This is a genomic window from Pseudomonas sp. PDM02 (assembly GCF_014852285.1).
GTDB lineage: Bacteria > Pseudomonadota > Gammaproteobacteria > Pseudomonadales > Pseudomonadaceae > Aquipseudomonas > Aquipseudomonas migulae.
This window is the reverse complement of sequence record NZ_JACVBL010000006.1, coordinates 323,149-344,250: the sequence shown is the minus strand read 5'-3', so window position 1 is coordinate 344,250 and position 21,102 is coordinate 323,149. Positions and strand designations below refer to the sequence as shown.

Genomic DNA, 21,102 nt, shown 5'->3' with positions numbered 1-21,102 from the left:
GCAGGAAATGAGAGAAGAAGGAATCAAGCCGCCTGTGGCTTGAAGGTCATCGCCAGACCGTTCATGCAGTAGCGCAGACCGGTAGGTTTGGGCCCATCGTCGAAGACATGGCCCAGATGACCGCCGCAACGTCGGCAGTGAACCTCTTCGCGCAACACACCAAAGGACCGGTCCTGACGGGTCGCCACCGCCTTGTCCAGCGGTGCCCAGAAACTCGGCCAACCGGTGCGGCTGTCGAACTTGGTTGCAGAGGAAAACAGCGGCAGATCGCAACCGGCACAGGCAAAGGTTCCATCACGATGCTCATTGTTCAGCGCGCTGCTGTAAGCCCGTTCAGTGCCCTCTTCCCGCAGGATTTCGTACTGCTCGTCACTGAGCAGGGCACGCCATTCACTGTCAGTGTGCGTCACCTCGAAAACCTCCGCCGCGCTGGCCTCGCTGACCAGCGCAGAGCTGGCAGCAAATTTTGGCAATACACCGATCGCCAGGGCTGCAACCCCCAGCCCGCCGCTCGCTACAAGAAATTGTCGCCGTGAAAACATGGCCGTCTCCAAAATCCAAAGTGCCTTTCATGGAACACAGCCTAGGCTTGGGTTGATCGCCAAATCCTCACGGGAAGTTAAACAATTCGTGATAACTCTGGCCCCGGAAAACCCGCACAATGCGCTCATTGCGCCGAAGGATTGAGCTTGATGGAACCGACCAAACGCGTCCTCGTGGTCGAGGACGACCTGCATATCGCCGACCTTATCTGCCTGCATCTTCGTGATGAGCAGTTCGAGGTGGTGCACTGCGCCGATGGCGATGAAGGCATGCGAATGCTGCAGCAAGGGAGCTGGGATGCATTGATCCTCGACCTGATGCTGCCGGGCGTCGATGGCCTGGAAATCTGCCGGCGCGCCCGCGCCATGGCCCGCTACACACCCATCATCATCACCAGCGCGCGCTCAAGTGAAGTGCACCGGATTCTGGGGCTGGAACTCGGTGCCGACGATTACCTGGCCAAACCCTTTTCCATGCTCGAGCTGGTCGCCCGGGTCAAAGCGCTGTTGCGGCGGGTCGACGCCATGGCCCGCAACCTGAAAATGGACGCCGGCAGCCTGATCACGGACGGGCTCGCCATCGACCCGATCACCCGCGATGTGTCCCTTGACGGTCGCCGCCTCGATCTCACGCCACGGGAGTTCGACCTGTTGTATTTCTTCGCCCGCCAGCCCGGCAAGGTGTTCTCGCGCATGGACCTGCTCAATGCCGTGTGGGGTTACAGCCATGAAGGCTACGAACACACGGTCAATACCCACATCAACCGCCTGCGCGCGAAAATCGAGGCCGACCCGGCACAACCGGTGCGCATCCTCACGGTGTGGGGCCGTGGCTACAAATTCGCGGCCAGGGAGGAACAGCCATGAGGCTGACCCTCACCCAGCGGCTGTCGCTGGTGTTCGCCGTGCTGTTGCTGGTGTGCTGCGGCACCTCGGCATGGATGCAGGTGCGTTCCAACCAGATGCATGAACAGGAAGTGGTGCAAGGGCTGTCGCGGGATCTGGCCCAACACATTGCCCGTGACACCGTGCTGATGGATACCCAGGGCCTGATGCCCAATGCCGTGCGTGACCTGTTCAGCAAACTGATGCTGGTCAATCCCAGTGTCGAGGTCTATCTGCTCGACACCGAGGGCAAGATTGTCGGCAGTGCCGCGCCCGAGGGCCGGATTCATCGGGAGCGGATCGACCTCGCGCCGATCCAGCGCCTGCTCAAAGGCGATGCTCTGCCGATTCTCGGCGACGACCCGCGTAGCGCCGATGCGCGCAAGGTGTTCAGCGCCGCACCGCTGAAAGTTGACGGCAAGCCGGCCGGTTATCTCTATGTGGTGCTGCTCGGTGAGGACCACGATCGCCTGGCTGAACGCGGCGCCACCAGTGCAGCGCTCAATACCGCCTTGTTATCGATCGGGTTGGTCGCATTGCTCTGCCTGATTGCCGGTCTTACCGCGTTTGCACTGATCACTCGCCCTTTGCGCCGACTGACCGAAACCGTCAGCCAGTTCGACATCGATGGCGTCCCGGCCACGCCTCCTGAATCAGCGCCGGTGGAAAAAACCGCCAGCCACGATGAAATTGCCATTCTCGACGCCACCTTCCGACAAATGCAGGCGCGCCTCAGTGAACAATGGCGCTCGCTGACTCGCCAGGATCAGGAGCGCCGCGAACTGGTGGCGAACATTTCCCACGACTTGCGCACGCCCTTGGCTTCGCTGCACGGTTACCTGGAAACCCTGTCGATGAAGGACGCCACGTTGTCCCCCGCCGACCGCCGTCGTTACCTTGGCATCGCCCTGGATCAAAGCCGCAAGGTCGGCGGTCTGGCGCAATCGCTACTGGAACTGGTTCGACTGGAACATGGTTTTGTGCAACCGGTGCTGGAGCGCTTCTCCCTGACCGACCTGGTGCAGGACATCTTCCAGAAGTTCGAACTGACCGCCGAGGCGCGTCAGGTCGAACTGAAAGCCAACTTTGCCCCCAACGTTGCAGCCGCCTGCGCCGATCTGGGGCTGATTGAACGCGTGCTCACCAATCTGTTCGACAACGCTCTGCGCCACACCGCCCAAGGCGGGGAAGTCGAACTGAGCCTGCGCCCTCAAGGGTCTTTCGTCGAAGTCACCGTCAGCGATACCGGGCCCGGCATCGCGCCAGAACTGCGCGAAGGGTTGTTCCTGCGCCCGTTCAACATTGGCGGGGCACGGCGCGATGGCGGACTCGGGCTGCGAATCGTGCATCGGATCCTGCAACTGCACGGTCGCGATATCCAGCTGATCGACGTGCCCGGCCGCGGTGCAACGTTCCGCTTCACACTGCCGGTTGATCAACAAACCGCAGAGCAATGGGCGGTGCGGTCGATGAATCTGAATTCACCGGGGAAATAGTCGCCGCAACCGCTATGATCCCGACTTCACTTTTCGGCAAGGACGCTGCTCGATGCTCAACACCCTGGAAAATACCCCGCTGTGGGTTTATGCAGTATTTCTGCTGCTCTGTTACTACGGCATCAAAGCCCTGTCCCCGACCCGTGAAAGCAAGTTTTCACTGCTGATCACACCGCCGATTTTGTTGGGCTGGTCGCTGTATTCGTTGAATCTGACACCCGACTTCTCACTCTCAATCAGTTGCTGGCTGGCTGCGGTGATCGTGGGTAGCTTCGTCGCGCTGGTGATTTTTTCGCGCAAGGGTGTCGAGCTGGATAAAACGCAAACCGGGTTGATCGTGCCGGGCACGGCAAAAACCCTGGTGCTCTACCTGCTGTTTTTCGCTGTTAACTATTACTTTGGCTATCAGGCCGAGGTTGATCCTCAGCACTCGGCGACGCTGCCGATGGTGTTGCTCAAGGCCTGTGCATCAGGCTTTTCGAGCGGTTTGTTCTGCGGACGCTCATTCCGGTTTTATCAAACGTTCCGCTCCCTGAAGCCCGCCATCCTGTAGGAGCCATCGCCAGCAAGCTGGCTCCTACAAGGTGGTGGTATCCAGTTCTTTTGCCCGCTCGCCTGTTCACCCGTGACAACGCCGCGCAGGTCCAATAGATTAGGCGGCCTGAAAAAGCCCTGTGCTTTTTCGCCCCAATTCAAGTTAAAGAAGTAGTGAAATTTCAATGTCCGATTCCAATACCGCTGAATCCGTAGTCACCTTGTCGTCCAAAGCGGAATACGAAAACTCCATCAATCTTTCACAGCACGTGCCCCAGGCCAAGACCATCGCCGAGATGGTGCTGGACGCTTTCCAGTCCACCCGGGAAAGTGACCAGATCCGCGAGCTGCGCGCCGCGATTCGCCAGGCCCACGACCGCTTCGACGACGATAAAGCCTATGAATTGATGGGCGAACTCAAGCAACTCAAGGACGCCGAGGCAGCCGATATCGCGGCCCTTGAAGACCTGAGCAGCAAGTTCTCGATCAGCCGGATCCTTTCCAGCTTCAAGGACGATCCTGCGTTTCAGGAGATCGTCTACGGTCTGGCCCTGAAAGTACTGAACCAGACCCATCAGGCCATCAGCAACCCAACCAGTGGCAAGAGCAAAACGGCCCGCGCCAAGAAAGATGTCGAAGTGTTCACCATCAGCAAGGACGGCATCAGCGTCACGCTACCGCTGCGCACTCCGCGTTCGCGCCTGAACGTTGACCGTGAGGCCCTGGAGTTCCTCGGCTTTACCTTTGTCGGCGAAGGTGATGAAGCAGAGCTGGAAAGCGAATCGTTCCTGGACAGTAGCGGAACCGAACACGCCGTTAACCGCAAAAACATCATCACCGCGCTTCAGCAGCAAACCGCGTTCGATGGCTACAGCATCGCCGCGCAGTAACACTTCCCGCTCAGCAGCGCCTCAAGCGCCACTGACCTAAAAGCCCCGCCCTAGAGCGGGGCTTTTTATTGCCCGCGATTCCGGCAAAAGCGCGATTACTCTCTGTGTATCGACGCCAGAAAAAAACTTCCCTTAACCCTTGAGCACCACGGGTCCGCCTGCGGGGAACGTCAACTTTCTTTCCAGCCCAAGACCTCAGTGGTGCGATTGCTGAGGTCATCATGCACCCGACCCCCTTGTATCGTCAGTTAGCCAACCACTACCTCGACGCGATCCGCAGCGGCACCTTGAAAACCGGGGAACGCTTCCCCTCCATTCGGCTGATGATGGAAAAACACGCTGTCAGCCTGTCGACCGCGGTGCAGGTGTGCCGGGAGCTTGAGGACTATGGCGTCCTGGAAGCCCGTCCGCGTTCCGGCAACTACATTCGCCAGCCGGACACCTTGCCCAAACCGGTCGTGACCACAACGCCTGCACCCCTTGATACCGAGGTCTATCTCGGCATTCACGAGCAAGTGTCATCGGTGCTCAAGGCCAGCCAACGCGCGACGGTCAAGGTCAACTTCGCCAGCGCCTACTGCGCGCCGGAACTCTATCCGTTGAAGATTCTGCAAGACCATATGAGCAAGGCATTGCGTCAGGATCAGAAACTGCTGGGTGCGACAGGCCCGACCTGCGGCAACATCGAGTTGCGCAACATCCTTGCCCGGCGAGCGTTGACGGCAAAGGCCAACCTGAGCGCCGAAAAAATGGTGATCACCAACGGCGCGACCGAAGCGATCAACCTGGCCTTGCGTGCGGTGACCCACCCCGGCGACACCGTGGCCGTGGAATCCCCGACCTTTTACGGCCTGCTGCAAATTCTCGAAAGTTTGAACTTGCGAGTGCTCGAAGTCCCGGCAACGGCCCATTCGGGCATCAATCTGTTCGCGCTCGAACAGCTGTTGCAAGGCCCCGAACGGATTCGGGCGCTGATCGTCATTCCCAATCTGCAGAATCCGCTCGGCAGCATCATGCCCGACACCCACAAGGCGCGGCTGGTGCAATTGTGTGCCGAGCACGGCACCGTGCTGATCGAAGACGATACCTACGGCGACCTGGTGGACACCGAGCAGCCGTTATCCACGCTCAAACACTGGGACCGCACCGACAACGTCATCTACTGCGCGTCGCTGAACAAAACGCTGGCACCGGGCATACGCCTGGGCTGGATCAGCGCCGGGCAATGGCACGACCGCGTGGAAATGCTCAAACACACGCAGTCCCGAGGTTGTGAAGCGTTGTCGCAACTGGCGGTCAGCGCGTTCATGAAGACGCCGTCCTACGAACGTTACCTGCGCCGCTTGAGGAAAACGCTGACACAGCAGCGCCAACAGATGAGTGCGGCGATCACTCGCTATTTTCCACCGGGCACCCGCATCACCCATCCACGGGGCGGTACGTTGTTGTGGGTGGAACTGCCGGCTGAACAGGCGTCCATGGCGTTTTTTCATGCGGCGTTGAAGGTGGGCATCCAGATTTTGCCTGGGGATATCTTTTCCAATGCCCAGCGCTTCAGTCACTTTGTGCGGATCGGTTGTGGGGCGCCGTATTCGCCGAAGATTGATGAGGCGCTGGCGACCCTCGGCCAGCTCCTCAAAAACCAGAGCTGACGTATTTCCTGTAGGAGCGAGGCTTGCCCGCGAAGAACGATAACGCGGTCATTCAGGAGAACCGCGTTATCGTTCTTCGCGGGCAAGCCTCGCTCCTACAAGGGTGTGTCATCAATTCGGGAGTTCGTGCAGGCAAATGATGTGCGGGTCATCGTTCCAATGCGGGAAGCGCTCGGCGATCAACGGGTCATGGCCGGGAATGACGTGGTCTTCGCCGTCGGCCAAACGGTCGATTTCGATAAACGCTTCCAGCGTCTGAGCCAGATCATCAATGATCGGGAACGGACTGCGCTGACGAATGTTCGCCCACAAATGCGCCGCATCCGATGCAAGAACAATCCACCCTCGTGCGGTATTCACCCGCACCACTTGGCTACCCGGCGTATGCCCGCCTACCGGGTGCAGCGTCACGCCGGGAACCACCTCGACCGTGCCGGTATGCAAACGCAACCGGCCTTCGAACAGCGGTGGCAGCGCCGACATCACATCCTCGACCTCGTAGGTTTTGTTCACCGTGCGATGGGCCATTTTCGGACCGGTGCAGAAGCGCAGCTCCGCTTCCTGCAAATGCACCGTGGCTTTCGGAAACAACCCCAGGTTGCCGGCGTGGTCCCAGTGCAAATGGGTGAGGATCAGGTTCTCGACCTGCGCCGGATCGATGTCCAGTTGACGTAGGGAATCTTCCGGCAGGCGATACATCTGACGGTTGCGCCGATCCGCTGTCGCGGGTTGAAAGCACGTGTCGACCACAATCACCTGCTGCTCATTACGAATGACCCAGAAGTAGTAATCCAGCGGCATCGACGCATTCGGATCACCGCAGCAGGCGTCGTAAAGAAAGTTCTCCCGGGCAGTGCGCTGGGCATTGGCGCCGACACGGATGGCGAACACTTCGTACACAGGAACGGACATATTCACCTCCCGATCAGGCCACTGCAGCGGTTTTGAGGGTCGGACGGAAGTCGAAATCGATCTCGTCGCTAATCCCCAGATCCTGCGCCAGACGATGCAGGCCGCTGTAGTCGCGCATGATCGTGGCGTTCTTGTTGCTCTCCCGGGTGTCGGCAATGATCAGTGCCGCGTCCTCGACGCCGAGTTGCGTCAGAATCGCCTCCCACATCGAGTAGTCCTGAGCGACAAAGGCACTCAGCGCCACCGACAACGTCTGTGCGAAAAATGCCCGTTGAGGCGGCTGCATGTTGGCGTACATGACCTTCGCCACTTCCGCGAGAATCTTGCTGTGGGCATATTCGTCGCGGTTGTGCAGTTCGGCGACGCGACGGTTTTGCGGCTGAATGGTTTGATCGTCGGCCAGCAGATCCAGGTAAGCGTTGACGCTGATCTCGGCCACTACCGCGAAAGTGATCGCCGCCAGATCGCGCTGCCACTGCTCGGGCAATTCCTCACGCAGCGCGGCAAGACGCAGATAGGTCACCGACGGCGGCAGGTCCAGATCCTGATCAAGCGCTCGATCCTCTTTGGTCCGTTCGATGGCCCGCAGGTGCATGAGCGTGTGGTAGTGCTCGTCGATCAACGTCTGCTGCATCGCTTCGCGAAAATGCCAGTCGTTTTTGCCCAGGTACTGATTGGCGATGACGCTCAGCGCAGGGTTCACCACGTGCTCTTCAGCCGTGACCGTGCGCAGGTTGTAGCCGATCCAGCCCCAGGTCACCACGGTGCTTTTGAGCTCGTCGCTCAGGGCCTGGAATTTCGGGTGATGGAAAAACGGCACCATGCACTCCGGGTAATCCGGGCGCGCCGGGTCGAACGTTTCGCTGACCGAGGTCTTGTCCGGTGCGCACACCGTGGCCCTTTTGGTCCAGGCCTGATTGAGCCGCACGACCAGTTGGTGATCGACCTTGGCGATCTCGATTGCTGTTTGCATGACGCGATACCTGTAAGACGCGTACCCGCCGAGGGGTACGCCGATGGAATTGTGGGCGACGGATGAATCAGGCCAGCCAGTAGCGGGTCAGGTTTCGCGCCGGGTCAGTGTATCGACTGCGGGCGTGGATCATTCGCCAATTGTCCCAAATCAGCATGCAGCCGTCGGGAATCAGCACCGGCGTGTTGTGCTGGATGAAATAGTCCTCGCCGAGCTTCGCGAACCTGGCCAGTGGCGATGAGCTGTTCGTCACCTTCGATTGCTGCAGATCCTCCTCGGAAGGGTTCACATCGCCGTAGTGAAACTGGTTGTAGCTGAAGCGGAAAATGTCCCCGTCCTCTGTAGGCGTCAGGATGTATTCCTTGACCCGCGTTTGCGCCACTTCACCCGGTTTGGCGGTGGCCACGAACTCCACGGGCGTGTCGTCGATCAATTCGCGCAACTCGGGCTCCGTGCGTTCGAGGAATGCCAGGAACTCGATCCCGTCGACCAACCCGGTATGCCCGCCACCGCACGTGGCCTGATGATGACAATGCAGCGCCAGATAACGCGGTGGTGGGCCGTAGACCGGCGCTTCGGTGTGCGGGCCGATGCCGTTCATGCTCTGGGAGTACGGCAACGCTTCGTACCCCGGTTTGCGGGTAATGGCGAAGGCCGTCTGCCCGTTGAATTGCGGAATGATCTGACCGAACGCCTGCAATGTGCCGACGACATCGTAGGCAAATTCGGCTGGGGTCAGTACCGTCCAGCCGCGGGACGACAATTCGTCATGGCGGTGGCCCAGTGAAACGTAAGGTGTAGACGCAACAATCCCTTGATCTGACATGGTGAAGTTCCTGGCGGTTTATCAGGCGTTAACGGTTGAGGTGTAAGCGGCAATGAATTCGCGGCAGGCGTTGCCCGGTCGGTAGCGCTGTTCGTCGATGCTCTGCACGGGGGTGATTTCGGCGGCGGTGCCCGTCAGAAAACACTCATCGAAATCGCCAAGCTCCGTAGGAAGAATGGTGCGCTCGACCACCTGGTAATCCAGCGCACCGGCCAATTCGATAACGGTCTGGCGGGTGATGCCATTGAGGAAGCAATCGGGTAGCGGCGTGTGCAGCGTCCGGTCCTTGACGAAGAACACGTTGGCGCTGGTGGCTTCGGCGACGTGACCGCGCCAGTCGAGCATCAACGCGTCGTGAAAACCGTTGTTTTCCGCATCGTGCTTGCTGAGCGTGGCGATCTGGTAATGCCCGGACGCCTTGGCTTCGAACGGGCTGCTGCTGGGTGGCGGACGCCGCCACTGCGCGGTCTTCAAGCGAATGCCGCCCATGTGCCCCGCCGGGTCGAAGTAACTCGGCCATTGCCAGCAAGCGATCGCCACGTGCACGCGGTTGAAACGAGCCGAGGTCGAGATCATTTCACTGCCGCGCCACGCCACCGGCCGCAGATAGCCGTCCACGACGTTGTTGCGTTGCAGCAGTTCATGACTGGCTGCTTCCAGTTCGGCCAGCTCATAGGGAATCGCGAAATCCATCAACTGTGCCGAGCGATACAGCCGCTCGCTGTGTTCGCGCAGCTTGAAGATCTTGCCGTTGTAGACGCGCTCCCCTTCGTACACCGTACTCGCGTAATGCAGGCCGTGACTCAGCACATGCAGTCGCGCCTGGGACCACTCGACGAACTCGCCGTCGAGCCAGATAAAACCTTCTCGCTGATCAAACGGAATACTGCTCATATCCTTATCTCCTGATGAATCGTCCTACGCCGTTTCGAGCAGGACCGGTATCAATTCGGGCGCTGCCACAGGCTCCGGCTGAAAGAAGAACGCACGTTCGCCAAACGCTGGCCGTAACTCATCGAACCAGGTCGCGTTCGGATCAAAGCGCGCATAAAACGTGCGCAATACCCATTGCGGGTCCCGAGCCTGGAGAAACTGCAGCACGAAGACTTTCTCCCCGGCCACAGTCTCGATGCCGTTGATCAATACCTTGCCGTAGAAGGTGCTCATGGACGGCCCACGCACGGTGCGCGCCAGCCCGGACACCGTGCGGTAAGCCGCCTGGAAGATCTCGAACGCACGCGCCAACGGCATCGCGAAGTAGTGGCTGGGCCCGGTATCGCGCTCGACGAACATGTAATAAGGCACCGCTCCCAGCCGCACGCCTTCAGTCCATAGTTCGGCCCAATCTGCAGGGTTCTCGTTGATGTGGCGGATCACCGGCGCCTGCATGCGCAACGTCGCGCCGGTGGAACGAATGCGTTCGACAGCCTGTCGGGCAATGTCCTGGCGAATCTCGACCGGGTGGTTGTAGTGCCCCATGACCGACAGGTTTTTCCCGGCCGCAACGATGCGCTTGAACAGATCCAGCAGCTCCGGCGCATCCTTGTCGCTGACAAACCGTTGCGGCCAATACGCCACGGACTTGGTGCCGATGCGGATGCTTTTGAGGTGTGGCAGCGCCAGCAGCGGCTCGATGTAACCGGCCAGCGAACGGGTGTTCATGATCATCGGATCGCCACCGGTGATCAGCACATCCGTCACTTCAGTGTGCACCCGCAAGTAATTCACCAGCTCCTGGGACTCGCGCGCGTTGAACTTGAGCTCTTCTTCACCGATGAACTGCGCCCAGCGGAAACAGAACGTGCAGTAGGCGTGACACGTCTGACCGGCACCGGGGAAAAACAGCACGGTCTCGCGGTACTTGTGCTGAATGCCCGGCAGGACTTTTCCGTCGAGGGTCGCGCCGTTGTGCGTCAGCTGCCCGGCCGGATGCGGGTTCATGCGCAACCAGATTGCCTCGATCCGCCGCTTGATGGCGACGGCGTCATCGCGTTCGATCAGTTGCTTGAGCGACGCGTATTCGTCCGGTAGCAGCATGTCCTTGTGGGGAAAGGTCATGCGAAAAATCGGATCGTCCGGGATGTTGTTCCAGTCGATCAACGTGCCCAGCACATATTCATTGGTGCGAAACGGCATGACCCTGGCCACCACGGTCATGGCTTCCTGCAACGCTGGCGTCAGTTTCTGCCAGTACGGCGTGTCGCGAATGGTGCGTGAGTTGTAGGGTTTGTATCTTTCCAGCTCCGACGGTCCCTGCATGGCAGCGCTCCTGGTGATTGCCTGGCGTTAGTTACTGGATGGCCGGCGCTGCGCGCTCTATGTCCATCCATGCCCGAACGCTGTCGCGATCCCACTGCCGACGCACATAGGCCGCGAGCCGCTGAGGAACGCGGTCGCCATTGGCGAGCAGTCGATTGAGCATGATTGCCAGGTCGGTGTCGGCAATGCTCCAGTCACCAAACAGGTGATCGGCGCCCTCCTCCAGCAACCGATCCGCGACGAAGAACAGCCTTGCGACAGCGGCCTGGGCTTCGTCCGACAACGGGGTTTCTTTCTTGCCGAAGTAGATGAGGTCCGCCGGGCGCTCTTTGCGAATCACCAACAAATCACTGCGCAGCCAGGCCTGGAGTTGACGAGCGCGAGCGCGCTGCTTGATGTCGAGCGGGAACAGTTTTTTATGCCCCGGCGCTATTTCTTCCAGGTATTCGGCAATGGCCGAAGATTCAGACAGTGCAAAACCATCGTGAACCAGCGTGGGAATCTTGCAGGTCAGCGATACATCACGATAACTCGTCAGGTAGTTATCACGCGCCTTTAAATCAACCTTAACAAGTTCAAACGAAAGTTGCTTTTCTTTCAGCGCGACAAATGCCGACATTGCAAAAGCACTGACAAAATCTGCGCCAACATACAGTTTAAGCTTCGTACTATCCATAGAACGCTCCCTTGCACTAACCACAATAATCCGTTGCATTGGAATCGATCGTAGTTAGTTGGCCAGGTGCTGAACAGATACAGAAATTATCTGTTTCTACGGATACAGAAAGTCAAAACAGTCATGGCCTGCCGGGGTAGCAGAAATGAAAAAGGGAGTCTGCGCATGCGGACTCCCTGGTGGGCAAAACGGGAAGATTGAGCGTGTCAGACCGTGGCGTCTGCAGCATTGGAGAGCAACGCCATCTGGGGCATGTTGCTCATGTTCAGCATGGCCAGCGGCTCAGTGGCGCTGGTGTTGACGAAGCCGTGCCGGGTCCAGGCCGGCACCAGCAACACGTCGCCGGGGCTGATGTTCACTGCATCGGCATCGCCCAGGGTCAAGGTGCCGCTGCCGGACTGAATGATGAACAGGTGCCACCACGAATGAGCATGACCGTTCAGTTCGGTGCCGGGGTTCAACCATTGCATCGACACCGCCATCCCTGGCGTCAACTTGCAACCTTCGCTGCTGTCATGGTGGGCCAGCGCGACAATATCGACCTCGCTGGCCGCAAGGCTCTGGCGCATATCGGTAAGTTCATCGCCCTTCCACACCCGTGCACTCACCGGCGGACGGGTTAAACTCTGGCGAAAATCCTTATATGAAAAAAACCCACCTTGAATGTTATTCATCCGTAAACACCGAGTTATGAGCGACTTAAGTGAGCAGACACTAGGCGAACAATTGATCACTGTAAAGTCGGCGCACTAACACTCACAAGACCGAAGGCCGAAGCGCCACAATCATGTCAACTTCTACGGCGGCATTTTTCGGTAACTGATAAACGCCGACGGTGGTTCGAGTATGTTTGCCCGCATCGCCCAGCACATGGCTGAAGACATCCGAAGCACCGTTGGCAACTTCGCTGAGGTCAACAAAGTCCGCCGTGGACTTCACGTAAACCGTGATACGTATCAGCGACTTTATTTTGTCCAGCGAGCCGATGGCATCAACGATCAAGGCCAGCCCGCGCATGGCGCTGATACTGGCGGCTGCTTGTGCATCGGCCAGGCTGAGCTCCAGCCCTACCCTGCCGGGGTAGCGGATTTCGCCGGTCATGCGCGGTACCAGGCCGCTGAGATAGAGCTCATCGTGATGCCGAATCAGCGGCGCGTAATGACCACCCGCGGTGTTTTCGCCGTAGATGTCATAGTCCAGCTCTTTCGCCAGGGCTATAAAGCGCTCATCACAGGTCATTTTTTGCTCGATCATTGAAACAATCCTCTCAACTCAAAAATACCAAAACGCAGGTCCGGGAGACTTAACCCGCGGCTCTCGCCGGGGCCGCCAGGCTAGTGACCTCGACACGTGATTCGATCGCGTCAGCCAGGCGCAGCAGGTTTTCGCTGAGCTGTGCGTAGTCTTCGCTGAACAACACGATGTGGCCGATAAACGAAGTGTTGTCCTTCACCAGTGCGGTGACCGAATCACTGAGGCGTTTGGTGTAAACGGCTTCTACCAGCTCGATGTTCAGGTCCCGGGCCAGGGACTCGATGTCCGGCACGTAGCGCAGCAGGCCGCCGGCCGGCGCCCGGACTAGACGGATGCCGCAATAGCCCCGAGCGACGGGATCGCGCGGGTCGGTCTTGCCTTCCACCGCCCACCTGACCCAGCGCTCCCACGGATTGAAATCGACGAACGCCAGGCGGGCCAGGTCCCAGATGTGCATGCCGCCGGGGCGCATGTTGGTTTCCACCGCCGACGTCAGGCCGTCGCTGCGCAGGAACACCTCGTTGTGGTACGCGCCGTTAGCCTGCGAGACCAACCCGGACATGTGCCGACCGGCAGCCGCCAGTCTGGCTTGCACGTCTGCCGCCAGCGGTGCCGGCACCACTTGCTGGATTTCCGCGCGATAGGCGCCTTCGGTGGTGGTTTTCTCCGTGACCCACGTGCTGCCCGCGACGTAATCCCAGCTGTATTCCCGGGCATTCTGAATCAGTTCTTCAAGGACGATGCCGCCCTCGCGATACGGCTTGAGTGCCTGCCACGCCTCGTCGCATTCGGACGGATGATGGATGACCCGGCAGCCCCTGCTCGCGCCTTCGCAGGCCGGTTTGATGAAGGCTTTGCCGCCCAGCTCGACGACCCGCTGACGCAGCTCGGCGAGGCTTTCGATGCGCACGGAAAACACCGGACGATAATCTTCCGGCGACTGCTCGGCCGCCGCTTCCAGCTTGCGAAAAATTTGTTTATCCAACCCCGCACGTGCCTCGGCCGGGGTGATGCCGGGCAAGCCGTAATGGCTCGCCAGCGCCGCGCCGAGCAGCACGCCACGGTCGGAAAACGGCAGCACGCCGATCAGTTTCCAGTGATCGGCACTCAAGCAACCCGCCACCAGTTCCAGGGATTCGGTGACGTCTTCCGGCGCCAGGGACGTGCTGCAGACGTGATCGGCCACCTGGTCGTCTTCGGGCTGAATCTTCTCGACCAGCAGGATCAACCGGGCGTTGTAGAGCGTTTTGCAGAGTTCGCGCAGTTTCTGGATGTCGTGAACCCGATTGCCGTTGTACCCGACCACCACTACGCATGACGTCGTATTCATGAAGCCTCCGACCTGTGGAGTAAAAAACGCAAACGCGGTGACTCAGTCGTGCAGCGACGCGTTGGATCTACGGTTGAGCCAGTACCAGGCGAGGATGCCTCCCGCGCCGATGGCAGCCAGTACCAGGGCGCTATAGGGCGGCGGCATGACCCGCATGATCAGCACCGTCAGGCCGGCACCGACGCCCAGGGACACTTCCTTGACGAACATGTTGTTTTGTTTGACGGAGAAGTAATCGAGGTAGCTGAACGCACACTCGGCGATGGACAGCAGCGCCACCCAGATCAACGCGCCCACGAGGGTTTCGACGTGGAATGCGCCCGGCGACGAGAGCACCGCGAAGCCGCCGATGATGATCCCGATGACCGCCACCACTTTGAAGCGTCCGGTGCGCTCGATCAGTTTCATCACCGGCACTTGGGCGAAGACCACCACGGCGCTGTTGAGGATCAGCATCAGGCCATACCAGGCCGGCAGTTCGCCGGTTTCCAGCAGGATTGCCTGGGGCAGGATCGAGAACACGCCAAACAGCTTGATGCCCATGATGATGCCGGCGATCACCCATGGCAGTTTGTTGCGCCAGCCGCTGCCGTCATGAGTGACCGGGCTGGCAACCACCGGTTGGGAGGTGAAGGTCGCGCCCATGGCGATGGGCAGGCACAGCAGGACGAAACCCGCCGCGCCGAGGAAAAACAGGGTCGGGGTCAGCAGCGGCGAGAGCAGGATCAGCCCCGCCACCAGACTGCCCATGTTCATGGCGACGCGGTTGTAGGCCGCGCCCTCCTTGGTCTGGGCGGCTTCGCTCTTGATCAGGTAACCGGCAATCGCGATGCCGTAGGCGAACAGCGCGGCGGCGAACATCACCATGCCCTGGTTGCTGGTGACCGCCAGCAACACCAGCCCGAGGGCGGCGCACAACAACGTGACGCTCAGGGAGCGGCGGCCAAGCACCAATAACGTCAGCGGCAGCAGCAACAGCAACGCCCGATAACCGAGGGCGAGGATGCTGTTGGTGGCGGTGTCGAGCCAGACGTTGGCCTTGCCCAGCACGGCAAACAGCGACACGGCGGTGATGATCCGGATCGTGAACAGGCGAATATTGATCACCGGTTTAGCGACGGCGACCGTTGTTTGAACACTCATGCAACACCTCTGGAACCAGCGATTGTTCAGGCGTTCAGCGCGAACAATCAGGAAAGTCTGTAAGGTGATGGTAGAGAGAGTCGCTTGTTTTCATCAGAGCAAGTTCGTATAGAATCAAACGAACTTTACTGCCGGAGAGACCAGTAAAATGCAGGTTCAGCGCGCAGTGATCGCCGCCATCGAGTTCCAGCCGGGTGTGCCGCTGGTCCAGCAGATTGTCGATCAATTGTCGGTAGCGATCAGCCAGGGCGGGCTGCCTCACGGCTCGCGGCTGCCGCCGATTCGCGAACTTTCCGAGTTGATGAACGTGGGCAAGTCCACCGTGGTGGATGCGCTGGACCGCTTGCGCGCCAAGGGTCTGGTGGTTTCACGCCAGGGGTCGGGGCATTACGTGCACCGCTCCAGCGCCACGCTCAAGACCGATGCCGGCCCGGACCTGCAACCTCAAGACACCCTCAGCGTGGTCCGCCGCGCGGTGCTGCAGGACAACGGCTCGCTGCGCCCCGGTGCGGGTTTTCTGCCTTCCTCGTGGCTACCGGCGGACGAACTGCTCAAAGCCGTGCGCGGCACCCTGCGCGCAACGTCCCTGCGCATGGGCGAATACGGCGTCGCCGCCGGTTACCTGCCGCTGCGCGAAGCGTTGCGGGTCAAACTGGCAACCCTGGGCATCGAAGTACCGGTGGACCAGATCATCACCACGGCCAACACCGTGCAGGCTATCGACATGCTGATGCGCCTGCTGGTCAAACCCGGCGACACGGTGCTGCTCGACGATCCGTGTTACTTCACCATGCACACCAACCTGGCCCTGCATGGCGCCCGGGTCATCACCATCCCCCGTGGCGCGGACGGCATGGACCTGGACGCCTTCGAGCAATTGCTGATTGTCCATCGGCCCGTGCTCTACATGACCAATAACACCCTGCACAATCCGACCGGACACTCCTTCTCCCCGGCGCAGGTCTATCGCTTGCTGGAGCTGAGCCACCGTTACGGTTTTCACATCCTCGAAGACGATTTGTATTGCGACATGCAGCAACGAACGACCCCGCGCCTGGCAGCGGGCGGGCTGGACAACGTCAGTTACGTCTCCGGTTTCTCCAAGACCCTGACGGCGAACAGTCGGGTCAGCTATGCGGTGCTTTCGCCGCAACTGGCGGCACGGATGGTCACCCTGAAAATGGCCTGCGGTGGCATGACGTCGGAACTGGCGGAGCAGATTATCTGCACGATGCTCAGCGACGGCAGCTACGCCAAACACACCCGGCGCACGGTGGATCGGCTTTACGAGGCGAGCAGTCGGGTAAGCAGTTGGCTGATGGAAGCCGGTTGCTCGGTGTCATCGCTGCCCCATGAAGGATTGTTTATCTGGACACGATTGCCCGAAGGGCATCATGCCGAAACGCTGGCGAGGAAAGGCCTGGACATCGACCTGGTGCTGGCGCCCGGCACCTTGCTCAGCAAAGCACCGGATGCCAGTCACTTCCTGCGTTTCAACGTGGCGCACAGCGATAACGTTCAGGTGCGGGAGCGGTTCCTTCGGTTGCTCGACACACCAAGTAAATAACTGACCACCACCGTCCTGTAGGAGCGAGCGGTGCGGCGACCCGACTTGCCCGCGAAGAACGATAACGCGGTGTATCAGCCAGACCGCGTTATCGTTCTTCGCGGGCAAGCCTCGCTCCTACAGGGGTCTGTATTTGGAGCAACGCCGATCCATTGTAGGAGCAAGCTTGCTCGCGATAGGGGCAACACGGTCTACGGGAATACGGGCAATAAAAAACCCCGCACCATCTCTCAAAGGGCGGGGTTTTTCTTTACAGCATCCGACGCTTAAGGCGCGTACGTCAGCAACAGCTCGGTCGGCACTTTGAAGTCCAGGGACATCATCACGCTCAACGCGGTAATGGTGAAGATCGAGAACACGAACAGCTTGCGTGCCCAGACCGTGTCATCCACTGCCTTGTAGCCGGTCCAGGCCATGTACAACCAGTACATGCCCATGGCCGCGGCGACGGCGAGGTAGCTCATGCCGGCATAGCCGCTGAAGGTCAGCATCAAGGTCGCCACGAGGAAGGCCAGGATGTAGATCAGGATGTGCTTCTTGGCCACTTGAATCCCGCGCTTCACTGGCAGCACCGGAATCGATGCGGCCAGGTAATCGTTGAAGCGGAAGATCGCGATGGCATAGGAATGCGGCATCTGCCACAGGCTGAACATCACCAGCAGCGTCAGTGCAGCCATGTCGAAGGTGTTGCTCACCGCGACATAGCCGATCACCGGCGGCATCGCGCCCGACAGACTACCCACCAGCGTGCCGTGAACCGACTTGCGCTTGAGGTACAGGCTGTAGAAGCCGACGTAGATGACGAAACCGATCACGGCGAACAGTGCAGCCAACGGATTGGCCACCTTGTACAGCAACGCAACGCCGGCAACACCTAGGACGGTCGCGAAGGCCAGGGCCAGTTTCAGGGAGACAAAGCCCTGCACCAGCGCCCGGTTCTTGGTGCGTTCCATCTTGATATCGATGTCGCGGTCGATGCAGTTGTTGAACACGCAACCGGAAGCCACTACCAGGGACGTGCCGATCATGGCGGCCAGGAAGATGGCCAGATCGACATGCCCTTTCGAGGCCAGGAAAAATCCGCCTGCCACTGAAAGCACGTTACCGAAAATGATCCCCGGTTTGGTGATTTGGATAAAGTGCTTCAAGGACATCCGGATTTACCTCAGTGCGCCATCATGTTGGTGTGGATGCTGAACATGATCCACAGCGACAGGCCAACCAGCAGGACGATCACGATCGCGGCGAACACAAACGCAATCACGTTGTTACGCTGCGCGGCCGAACGGTCCAGGTGGAGGAAGTACACCAGGTGCACCAGCACCTGGATCACTGCGAAGGCCAGTACGATCCACAGGGTCAAGGCTTTCGGCAGCGATGGGTACATCACCAGGCCGAAAGGAATGACTGTCAGGATGACCGACAGGATGAAACCGATAGCGTAGGACTTGACGCTGCCGTGGCCGGCGTCGTGGCTATCGTGGGAATGAGCGTTAGCCATTTACATAGTCCCCATCAGATAAACAACGGTGAATACGCAGATCCACACCACGTCCAGGAAGTGCCAGAACAGGCTCAGGCAGCTCAGACGGGTCTTGTTGGTCGCCGTCAGGCCGTTTTTCTGCACCTGGTACATCATGATCGCCATCCAGATCAGACCGCTGGTCACGTGCAGACCGTGGGTGCCGACCAGGGTGAAGAACCCGGACAGGAAGCCGCTGCGGCTAGGACCGAAGCCCTCGGAGATCAACACGTGGAACTCGTTGATTTCCATACCGATGAAGCCGGCGCCGAACAGGAAGGTCATGGCCAGCCAGCCCAGGACCTGGTTCTTCTTGCCCTTGAACAACGCCAGCATGGCGAAGCCGTAGGTGATCGAACTGAACAGCAGCAGAGCGGTTTCGCCCAGTACGTAAGGCAGTTCGAAGATGTCGTGGCCCGACGGGCCACCCGCTACGTTGTTAACCAGTACCGCGTACGCCGCGAAGATCGATGCAAACAGGATGCAGTCGGTCATCAGGTAGAGCCAGAAACCGAATACGGTCATCTCGCCCGAGTCGTGGTGATGGTCATCGTGCCCATGTCCATCGACATGGGTGTGTCCAGCATTGGTCACTAAGTTCGACATGGTTTAAGCCTGTTCCAACGAGGTTTCAACACGGGTGGCGGTGGCTGGAACTTTCCCGGCCGCTACCAGACGCTTGTGCTGCTCGGCTTCGATGCGCTCGATCACGTCGACCGGCACCATATAGCCTTGATCATCACGTGCAGCGTGGATCACGAAGTACACCACGGTGCCGATCAGGCCGAATGCAGCCAACCACCAGATGTGCCAGATCATCGCGAAACCGAACACGGTCAACAGAGCACCCATGACCACACCGGTCGCGGTGTTGTTTGGCATGTGGATCGGCTCGTACTTGGCCGGAGCCTTGTACGCAGTACCGTTTTCCTTGGCTTCGGTGAACGGATCGATGGTTTCTGCTTTTGGCAGGACCGCGAAGTTGTAGAACGGTGGTGGCGACGAGGTCGACCATTCCAGAGTGTGTGCATTCCACGGGTCGCCGTGTTCGCACATGTTTTCTGGCTTGTTGCGGTCACGCACGCTGACGTACAGCTGAATCAGCTGGCAAGCGATGCCGACGGCAATCATCACCGCACCGAACATGGCGACGTACAGGTACGGCACCCACTCAGGGTTGGTGGTGGCGTTCAGACGACGGGTCATGCCCATGAAGCCCAGTACATAGAGCGGCATGAACGCGACGAAGAAGCCGGTGATCCAGAACCAGAACGCTGCCTTGCCCCAACCTTCGTGCAGCTTGAAGCCGAACGCTTTAGGGAAGTAGAAGCCGAAGCCTGCGATGTAACCGAATACCGCGCCGCCGATGATCACGTTGTGGAAGTGCGCGATCACGAACAGGCTGTTGTGCAGAACGAAGTCGGCACCCGGAATGGCCAGCAGTACGCCGGTCATGCCGCCGATAGCGAAGGTCACCATGAAGCCCAGGGTCCACAGAACCTGGCTGGTGAAACGCAGACGGCCCTGGTAGATGGTGAACAGCCAGTTGAATAGCTTCACCCCCGTCGGGATCGAAATCAGCATCGTCGCCAGACCGAAGAAGGCGTTGACGCTGGCACCCGAACCCATGGTGAAGAAGTGGTGCAGCCAGACCATGAAGCCCAGGATCGAGATCGCGCCCGAGGCGTAGATCATCGAGTGGTGGCCGAACAGACGCTTGCCGGAGAAGGTCGAAATGACTTCGGAGAAGATCCCGAACGCCGGCAGAATCAGGATGTAAACCTCGGGGTGACCCCAGGCCCAGAACAGGTTGACGTACATCATTGGATTGCCACCAAGTTCATTGGTGAAAATGTGGAAATCCATGTAACGGTCAAGCGTCAGCAGTGCCAGGGTAGCGGTCAGGATCGGGAACGAAGCCACGATCAGGACGTTGGCCCAGGTGCAGGTCCAGGTGAAGATCGGCATGTCCATCAGTTTCATGCCAGGGGTACGCATTTTCAGCACGGTCGCCAGGAAGTTAACCCCGGTCAGCGTCGTACCCAGACCCGATAGCTGTAGCGCCCAGATGTAGTAATCCATCCCCACACCAGGGCTGTATTGCAGGCCCGACAGCGGTGGATAGGCAACCCAGCCGGTCTTGGCGAATTCGCCGACGCCCAGGGACAGGTTGATCAGCACTACGCCGGATACCAGCAACCAGAAGCTCAGGGAGTTCAGGAACGGGTAGGCAACGTCACGCGCGCCGATCTGCAGCGGCACTGCAAGGTTCATCAGGCCGGTGAAGAATGGCATCGCCATGAAGATGATCATGATCACACCGTGAGCGGTGAAGATCTGGTCATAGTGTTCAGGTGGCAGGTAGCCAGGCGAACCCTCGGTGGCCATGGCCAGCTGGGTACGCATCATGATGGCGTCGGCAAAACCGCGCAGCAGCATGACCATGGCGACGATGATGTACATCACGCCGATTTTCTTGTGGTCGACCGACGTCAGCCACTCGGTCCACAAGTAAGTCCACTTCTTGAAGTAGGTGATTGCAGCGAACAGCGCCAGACCACCGAGCGCGATCATGGCGATGGTCACCATCACGATCGGCTCGTGGAACGGGACCGCTTCCCAACTTAATTTACCAAACATC

Annotated in this window: 21 protein-coding genes; 6 read left to right on the top strand and 15 right to left on the bottom strand. The window is 59.4% G+C overall.

Going from position 1 to position 21,102, the window contains the following annotated elements; translation table 11 throughout:
* Nucleotides 1-23: 23 nt before the first annotated feature.
* Complete coding sequence (gene msrB, locus IB245_RS13325) at nucleotides 24-542, bottom strand: peptide-methionine (R)-S-oxide reductase MsrB (RefSeq protein WP_192227797.1); 519 nt, start codon at nucleotides 540-542, stop codon at nucleotides 24-26.
* 150 nt (nucleotides 543-692) lie between these two features.
* Here msrB and IB245_RS13320 point away from each other — a divergent pair, with 150 nt between their 5' ends.
* The 5 genes from IB245_RS13320 to IB245_RS13300 all read left to right on the top strand — a co-directional run bounded on the left by IB245_RS13320 (nucleotide 693) and on the right by IB245_RS13300 (nucleotide 5,999).
* Nucleotides 693-1,409: a response regulator transcription factor gene (locus IB245_RS13320; protein ID WP_008025429.1), complete on the top strand. Its 717-nt coding sequence runs from the start codon at nucleotides 693-695 to the stop codon at nucleotides 1,407-1,409.
* Complete coding sequence (locus IB245_RS13315; protein WP_008036633.1) at nucleotides 1,406-2,923, top strand: sensor histidine kinase; 1,518 nt, start codon at nucleotides 1,406-1,408, stop codon at nucleotides 2,921-2,923. The genes IB245_RS13320 and IB245_RS13315 overlap by 4 nt, the downstream gene beginning before the upstream one ends.
* Before the next feature lie 52 nt (nucleotides 2,924-2,975).
* The gene (locus IB245_RS13310; protein WP_192227796.1) at nucleotides 2,976-3,476 is read left to right on the top strand and encodes a hypothetical protein; all 501 of its coding nucleotides are present in this window, start codon (nucleotides 2,976-2,978) and stop codon (nucleotides 3,474-3,476) included.
* A 166-nt stretch (nucleotides 3,477-3,642) separates the two neighbouring features.
* Nucleotides 3,643-4,347: a hypothetical protein gene (locus tag IB245_RS13305; protein ID WP_008025424.1), complete on the top strand. Its 705-nt coding sequence runs from the start codon at nucleotides 3,643-3,645 to the stop codon at nucleotides 4,345-4,347.
* Nucleotides 4,348-4,568: 221 nt separating this feature from the next.
* Nucleotides 4,569-5,999 (top strand): PLP-dependent aminotransferase family protein, encoded by a 1,431-nt coding sequence (locus IB245_RS13300; RefSeq protein ID WP_008045179.1) that lies wholly within the window; start codon nucleotides 4,569-4,571, stop codon nucleotides 5,997-5,999.
* A 111-nt stretch (nucleotides 6,000-6,110) separates the two neighbouring features.
* On the opposite strand, the gene IB245_RS13295 is transcribed toward IB245_RS13300, so the two are convergent.
* From IB245_RS13295 to IB245_RS13250, 10 genes are all read right to left on the bottom strand, one after another.
* Nucleotides 6,111-6,911 carry an N-acyl homoserine lactonase family protein gene (locus IB245_RS13295; RefSeq protein ID WP_192227795.1) on the bottom strand — a complete coding sequence of 267 codons (801 nt, stop codon included), beginning with the start codon at nucleotides 6,909-6,911 and terminating at the stop codon, nucleotides 6,111-6,113.
* A 13-nt stretch (nucleotides 6,912-6,924) separates the two neighbouring features.
* Nucleotides 6,925-7,884: a diiron oxygenase gene (locus IB245_RS13290; RefSeq protein WP_192227794.1), complete on the bottom strand. Its 960-nt coding sequence runs from the start codon at nucleotides 7,882-7,884 to the stop codon at nucleotides 6,925-6,927.
* Between the two features lie 67 nt (nucleotides 7,885-7,951).
* Entirely contained in the window at nucleotides 7,952-8,710 is a 759-nt protein-coding gene (locus IB245_RS13285; protein WP_192227793.1) for a TauD/TfdA family dioxygenase, read from the bottom strand.
* 21 nt (nucleotides 8,711-8,731) lie between these two features.
* Entirely contained in the window at nucleotides 8,732-9,604 is an 873-nt protein-coding gene (locus IB245_RS13280; RefSeq protein ID WP_008045173.1) for a branched-chain amino acid aminotransferase, read from the bottom strand.
* 24 nt (nucleotides 9,605-9,628) lie between these two features.
* Nucleotides 9,629-10,969, bottom strand: coding sequence for a KamA family radical SAM protein (locus IB245_RS13275; RefSeq protein ID WP_192227792.1), 1,341 nt, complete (start codon nucleotides 10,967-10,969; stop codon nucleotides 9,629-9,631).
* A 31-nt stretch (nucleotides 10,970-11,000) separates the two neighbouring features.
* A complete protein-coding gene (gene yfcF, locus IB245_RS13270; RefSeq protein ID WP_192227819.1) occupies nucleotides 11,001-11,645 on the bottom strand; it encodes a glutathione transferase in 645 nt (214 codons plus the stop codon).
* 206 nt (nucleotides 11,646-11,851) lie between these two features.
* Entirely contained in the window at nucleotides 11,852-12,319 is a 468-nt protein-coding gene (locus IB245_RS13265; RefSeq protein ID WP_008045169.1) for a cupin domain-containing protein, read from the bottom strand.
* An 82-nt stretch (nucleotides 12,320-12,401) separates the two neighbouring features.
* A complete protein-coding gene (locus tag IB245_RS13260) occupies nucleotides 12,402-12,899 on the bottom strand; it encodes a RidA family protein (RefSeq protein ID WP_008025407.1) in 498 nt (165 codons plus the stop codon).
* Nucleotides 12,900-12,948: 49 nt separating this feature from the next.
* Nucleotides 12,949-14,229 carry a biotin carboxylase gene (locus IB245_RS13255; RefSeq protein WP_192227791.1) on the bottom strand — a complete coding sequence of 427 codons (1,281 nt, stop codon included), beginning with the start codon at nucleotides 14,227-14,229 and terminating at the stop codon, nucleotides 12,949-12,951.
* A 42-nt stretch (nucleotides 14,230-14,271) separates the two neighbouring features.
* Entirely contained in the window at nucleotides 14,272-15,372 is a 1,101-nt protein-coding gene (locus IB245_RS13250) for a hypothetical protein (RefSeq protein ID WP_008043746.1), read from the bottom strand.
* 148 nt (nucleotides 15,373-15,520) lie between these two features.
* Here IB245_RS13250 and IB245_RS13245 point away from each other — a divergent pair, with 148 nt between their 5' ends.
* The gene (locus IB245_RS13245) at nucleotides 15,521-16,939 is read left to right on the top strand and encodes a PLP-dependent aminotransferase family protein (RefSeq protein WP_192227790.1); all 1,419 of its coding nucleotides are present in this window, start codon (nucleotides 15,521-15,523) and stop codon (nucleotides 16,937-16,939) included.
* Nucleotides 16,940-17,205: 266 nt separating this feature from the next.
* Here the strand turns inward: IB245_RS13245 and cyoE are convergent, their stop codons facing one another.
* From cyoE to cyoB, 4 genes are read right to left on the bottom strand one after another with little or no spacing between them, the layout of a single operon-like run.
* Nucleotides 17,206-18,093, bottom strand: a complete 888-nt coding sequence (gene cyoE, locus IB245_RS13240) for a heme o synthase (RefSeq protein ID WP_008025400.1) — start codon at nucleotides 18,091-18,093, stop codon at nucleotides 17,206-17,208.
* 11 nt (nucleotides 18,094-18,104) lie between these two features.
* Nucleotides 18,105-18,440 (bottom strand): cytochrome o ubiquinol oxidase subunit IV, encoded by a 336-nt coding sequence (gene cyoD / locus IB245_RS13235; protein WP_008025399.1) that lies wholly within the window; start codon nucleotides 18,438-18,440, stop codon nucleotides 18,105-18,107.
* On the bottom strand, nucleotides 18,441-19,067 hold the full coding sequence (locus IB245_RS13230) for a cytochrome o ubiquinol oxidase subunit III (protein ID WP_008044529.1): 627 nt from the start codon (nucleotides 19,065-19,067) through the stop codon (nucleotides 18,441-18,443).
* A gap of 3 nt (nucleotides 19,068-19,070) precedes the next feature.
* Entirely contained in the window at nucleotides 19,071-21,101 is a 2,031-nt protein-coding gene (gene cyoB, locus IB245_RS13225; RefSeq protein ID WP_008025397.1) for a cytochrome o ubiquinol oxidase subunit I, read from the bottom strand.
* Between the last annotated feature and the right edge of the window lies 1 nt (nucleotide 21,102).

Coding starts and splice junctions, on each gene's coding strand:
- IB245_RS13295 (WP_192227795.1), bottom strand. CDS start 6,911: ATGTCCGTTCCTGTGTACGAAGTGTTCGCCATCCGTGTCGGCGCCAAT.
- yfcF (WP_192227819.1), bottom strand. CDS start 11,645: ATGGATAGTACGAAGCTTAAACTGTATGTTGGCGCAGATTTTGTCAGT.
- IB245_RS13280 (WP_008045173.1), bottom strand. CDS start 9,604: ATGAGCAGTATTCCGTTTGATCAGCGAGAAGGTTTTATCTGGCTCGAC.
- IB245_RS13285 (WP_192227793.1), bottom strand. CDS start 8,710: ATGTCAGATCAAGGGATTGTTGCGTCTACACCTTACGTTTCACTGGGC.
- cyoD (WP_008025399.1), bottom strand. CDS start 18,440: ATGGCTAACGCTCATTCCCACGATAGCCACGACGCCGGCCACGGCAGC.
- IB245_RS13245 (WP_192227790.1), top strand. CDS start 15,521: ATGCAGGTTCAGCGCGCAGTGATCGCCGCCATCGAGTTCCAGCCGGGT.
- cyoE (WP_008025400.1), bottom strand. CDS start 18,093: ATGTCCTTGAAGCACTTTATCCAAATCACCAAACCGGGGATCATTTTC.
- IB245_RS13250 (WP_008043746.1), bottom strand. CDS start 15,372: ATGAGTGTTCAAACAACGGTCGCCGTCGCTAAACCGGTGATCAATATT.
- msrB (WP_192227797.1), bottom strand. CDS start 542: ATGTTTTCACGGCGACAATTTCTTGTAGCGAGCGGCGGGCTGGGGGTT.
- IB245_RS13230 (WP_008044529.1), bottom strand. CDS start 19,067: ATGTCGAACTTAGTGACCAATGCTGGACACACCCATGTCGATGGACAT.
- IB245_RS13275 (WP_192227792.1), bottom strand. CDS start 10,969: ATGCAGGGACCGTCGGAGCTGGAAAGATACAAACCCTACAACTCACGC.
- IB245_RS13305 (WP_008025424.1), top strand. CDS start 3,643: ATGTCCGATTCCAATACCGCTGAATCCGTAGTCACCTTGTCGTCCAAA.
- IB245_RS13265 (WP_008045169.1), bottom strand. CDS start 12,319: ATGAATAACATTCAAGGTGGGTTTTTTTCATATAAGGATTTTCGCCAG.
- IB245_RS13310 (WP_192227796.1), top strand. CDS start 2,976: ATGCTCAACACCCTGGAAAATACCCCGCTGTGGGTTTATGCAGTATTT.
- cyoB (WP_008025397.1), bottom strand. CDS start 21,101: ATGTTTGGTAAATTAAGTTGGGAAGCGGTCCCGTTCCACGAGCCGATC.
- IB245_RS13290 (WP_192227794.1), bottom strand. CDS start 7,884: ATGCAAACAGCAATCGAGATCGCCAAGGTCGATCACCAACTGGTCGTG.
- IB245_RS13255 (WP_192227791.1), bottom strand. CDS start 14,229: ATGAATACGACGTCATGCGTAGTGGTGGTCGGGTACAACGGCAATCGG.
- IB245_RS13320 (WP_008025429.1), top strand. CDS start 693: ATGGAACCGACCAAACGCGTCCTCGTGGTCGAGGACGACCTGCATATC.
- IB245_RS13315 (WP_008036633.1), top strand. CDS start 1,406: ATGAGGCTGACCCTCACCCAGCGGCTGTCGCTGGTGTTCGCCGTGCTG.
- IB245_RS13300 (WP_008045179.1), top strand. CDS start 4,569: ATGCACCCGACCCCCTTGTATCGTCAGTTAGCCAACCACTACCTCGAC.
- IB245_RS13260 (WP_008025407.1), bottom strand. CDS start 12,899: ATGATCGAGCAAAAAATGACCTGTGATGAGCGCTTTATAGCCCTGGCG.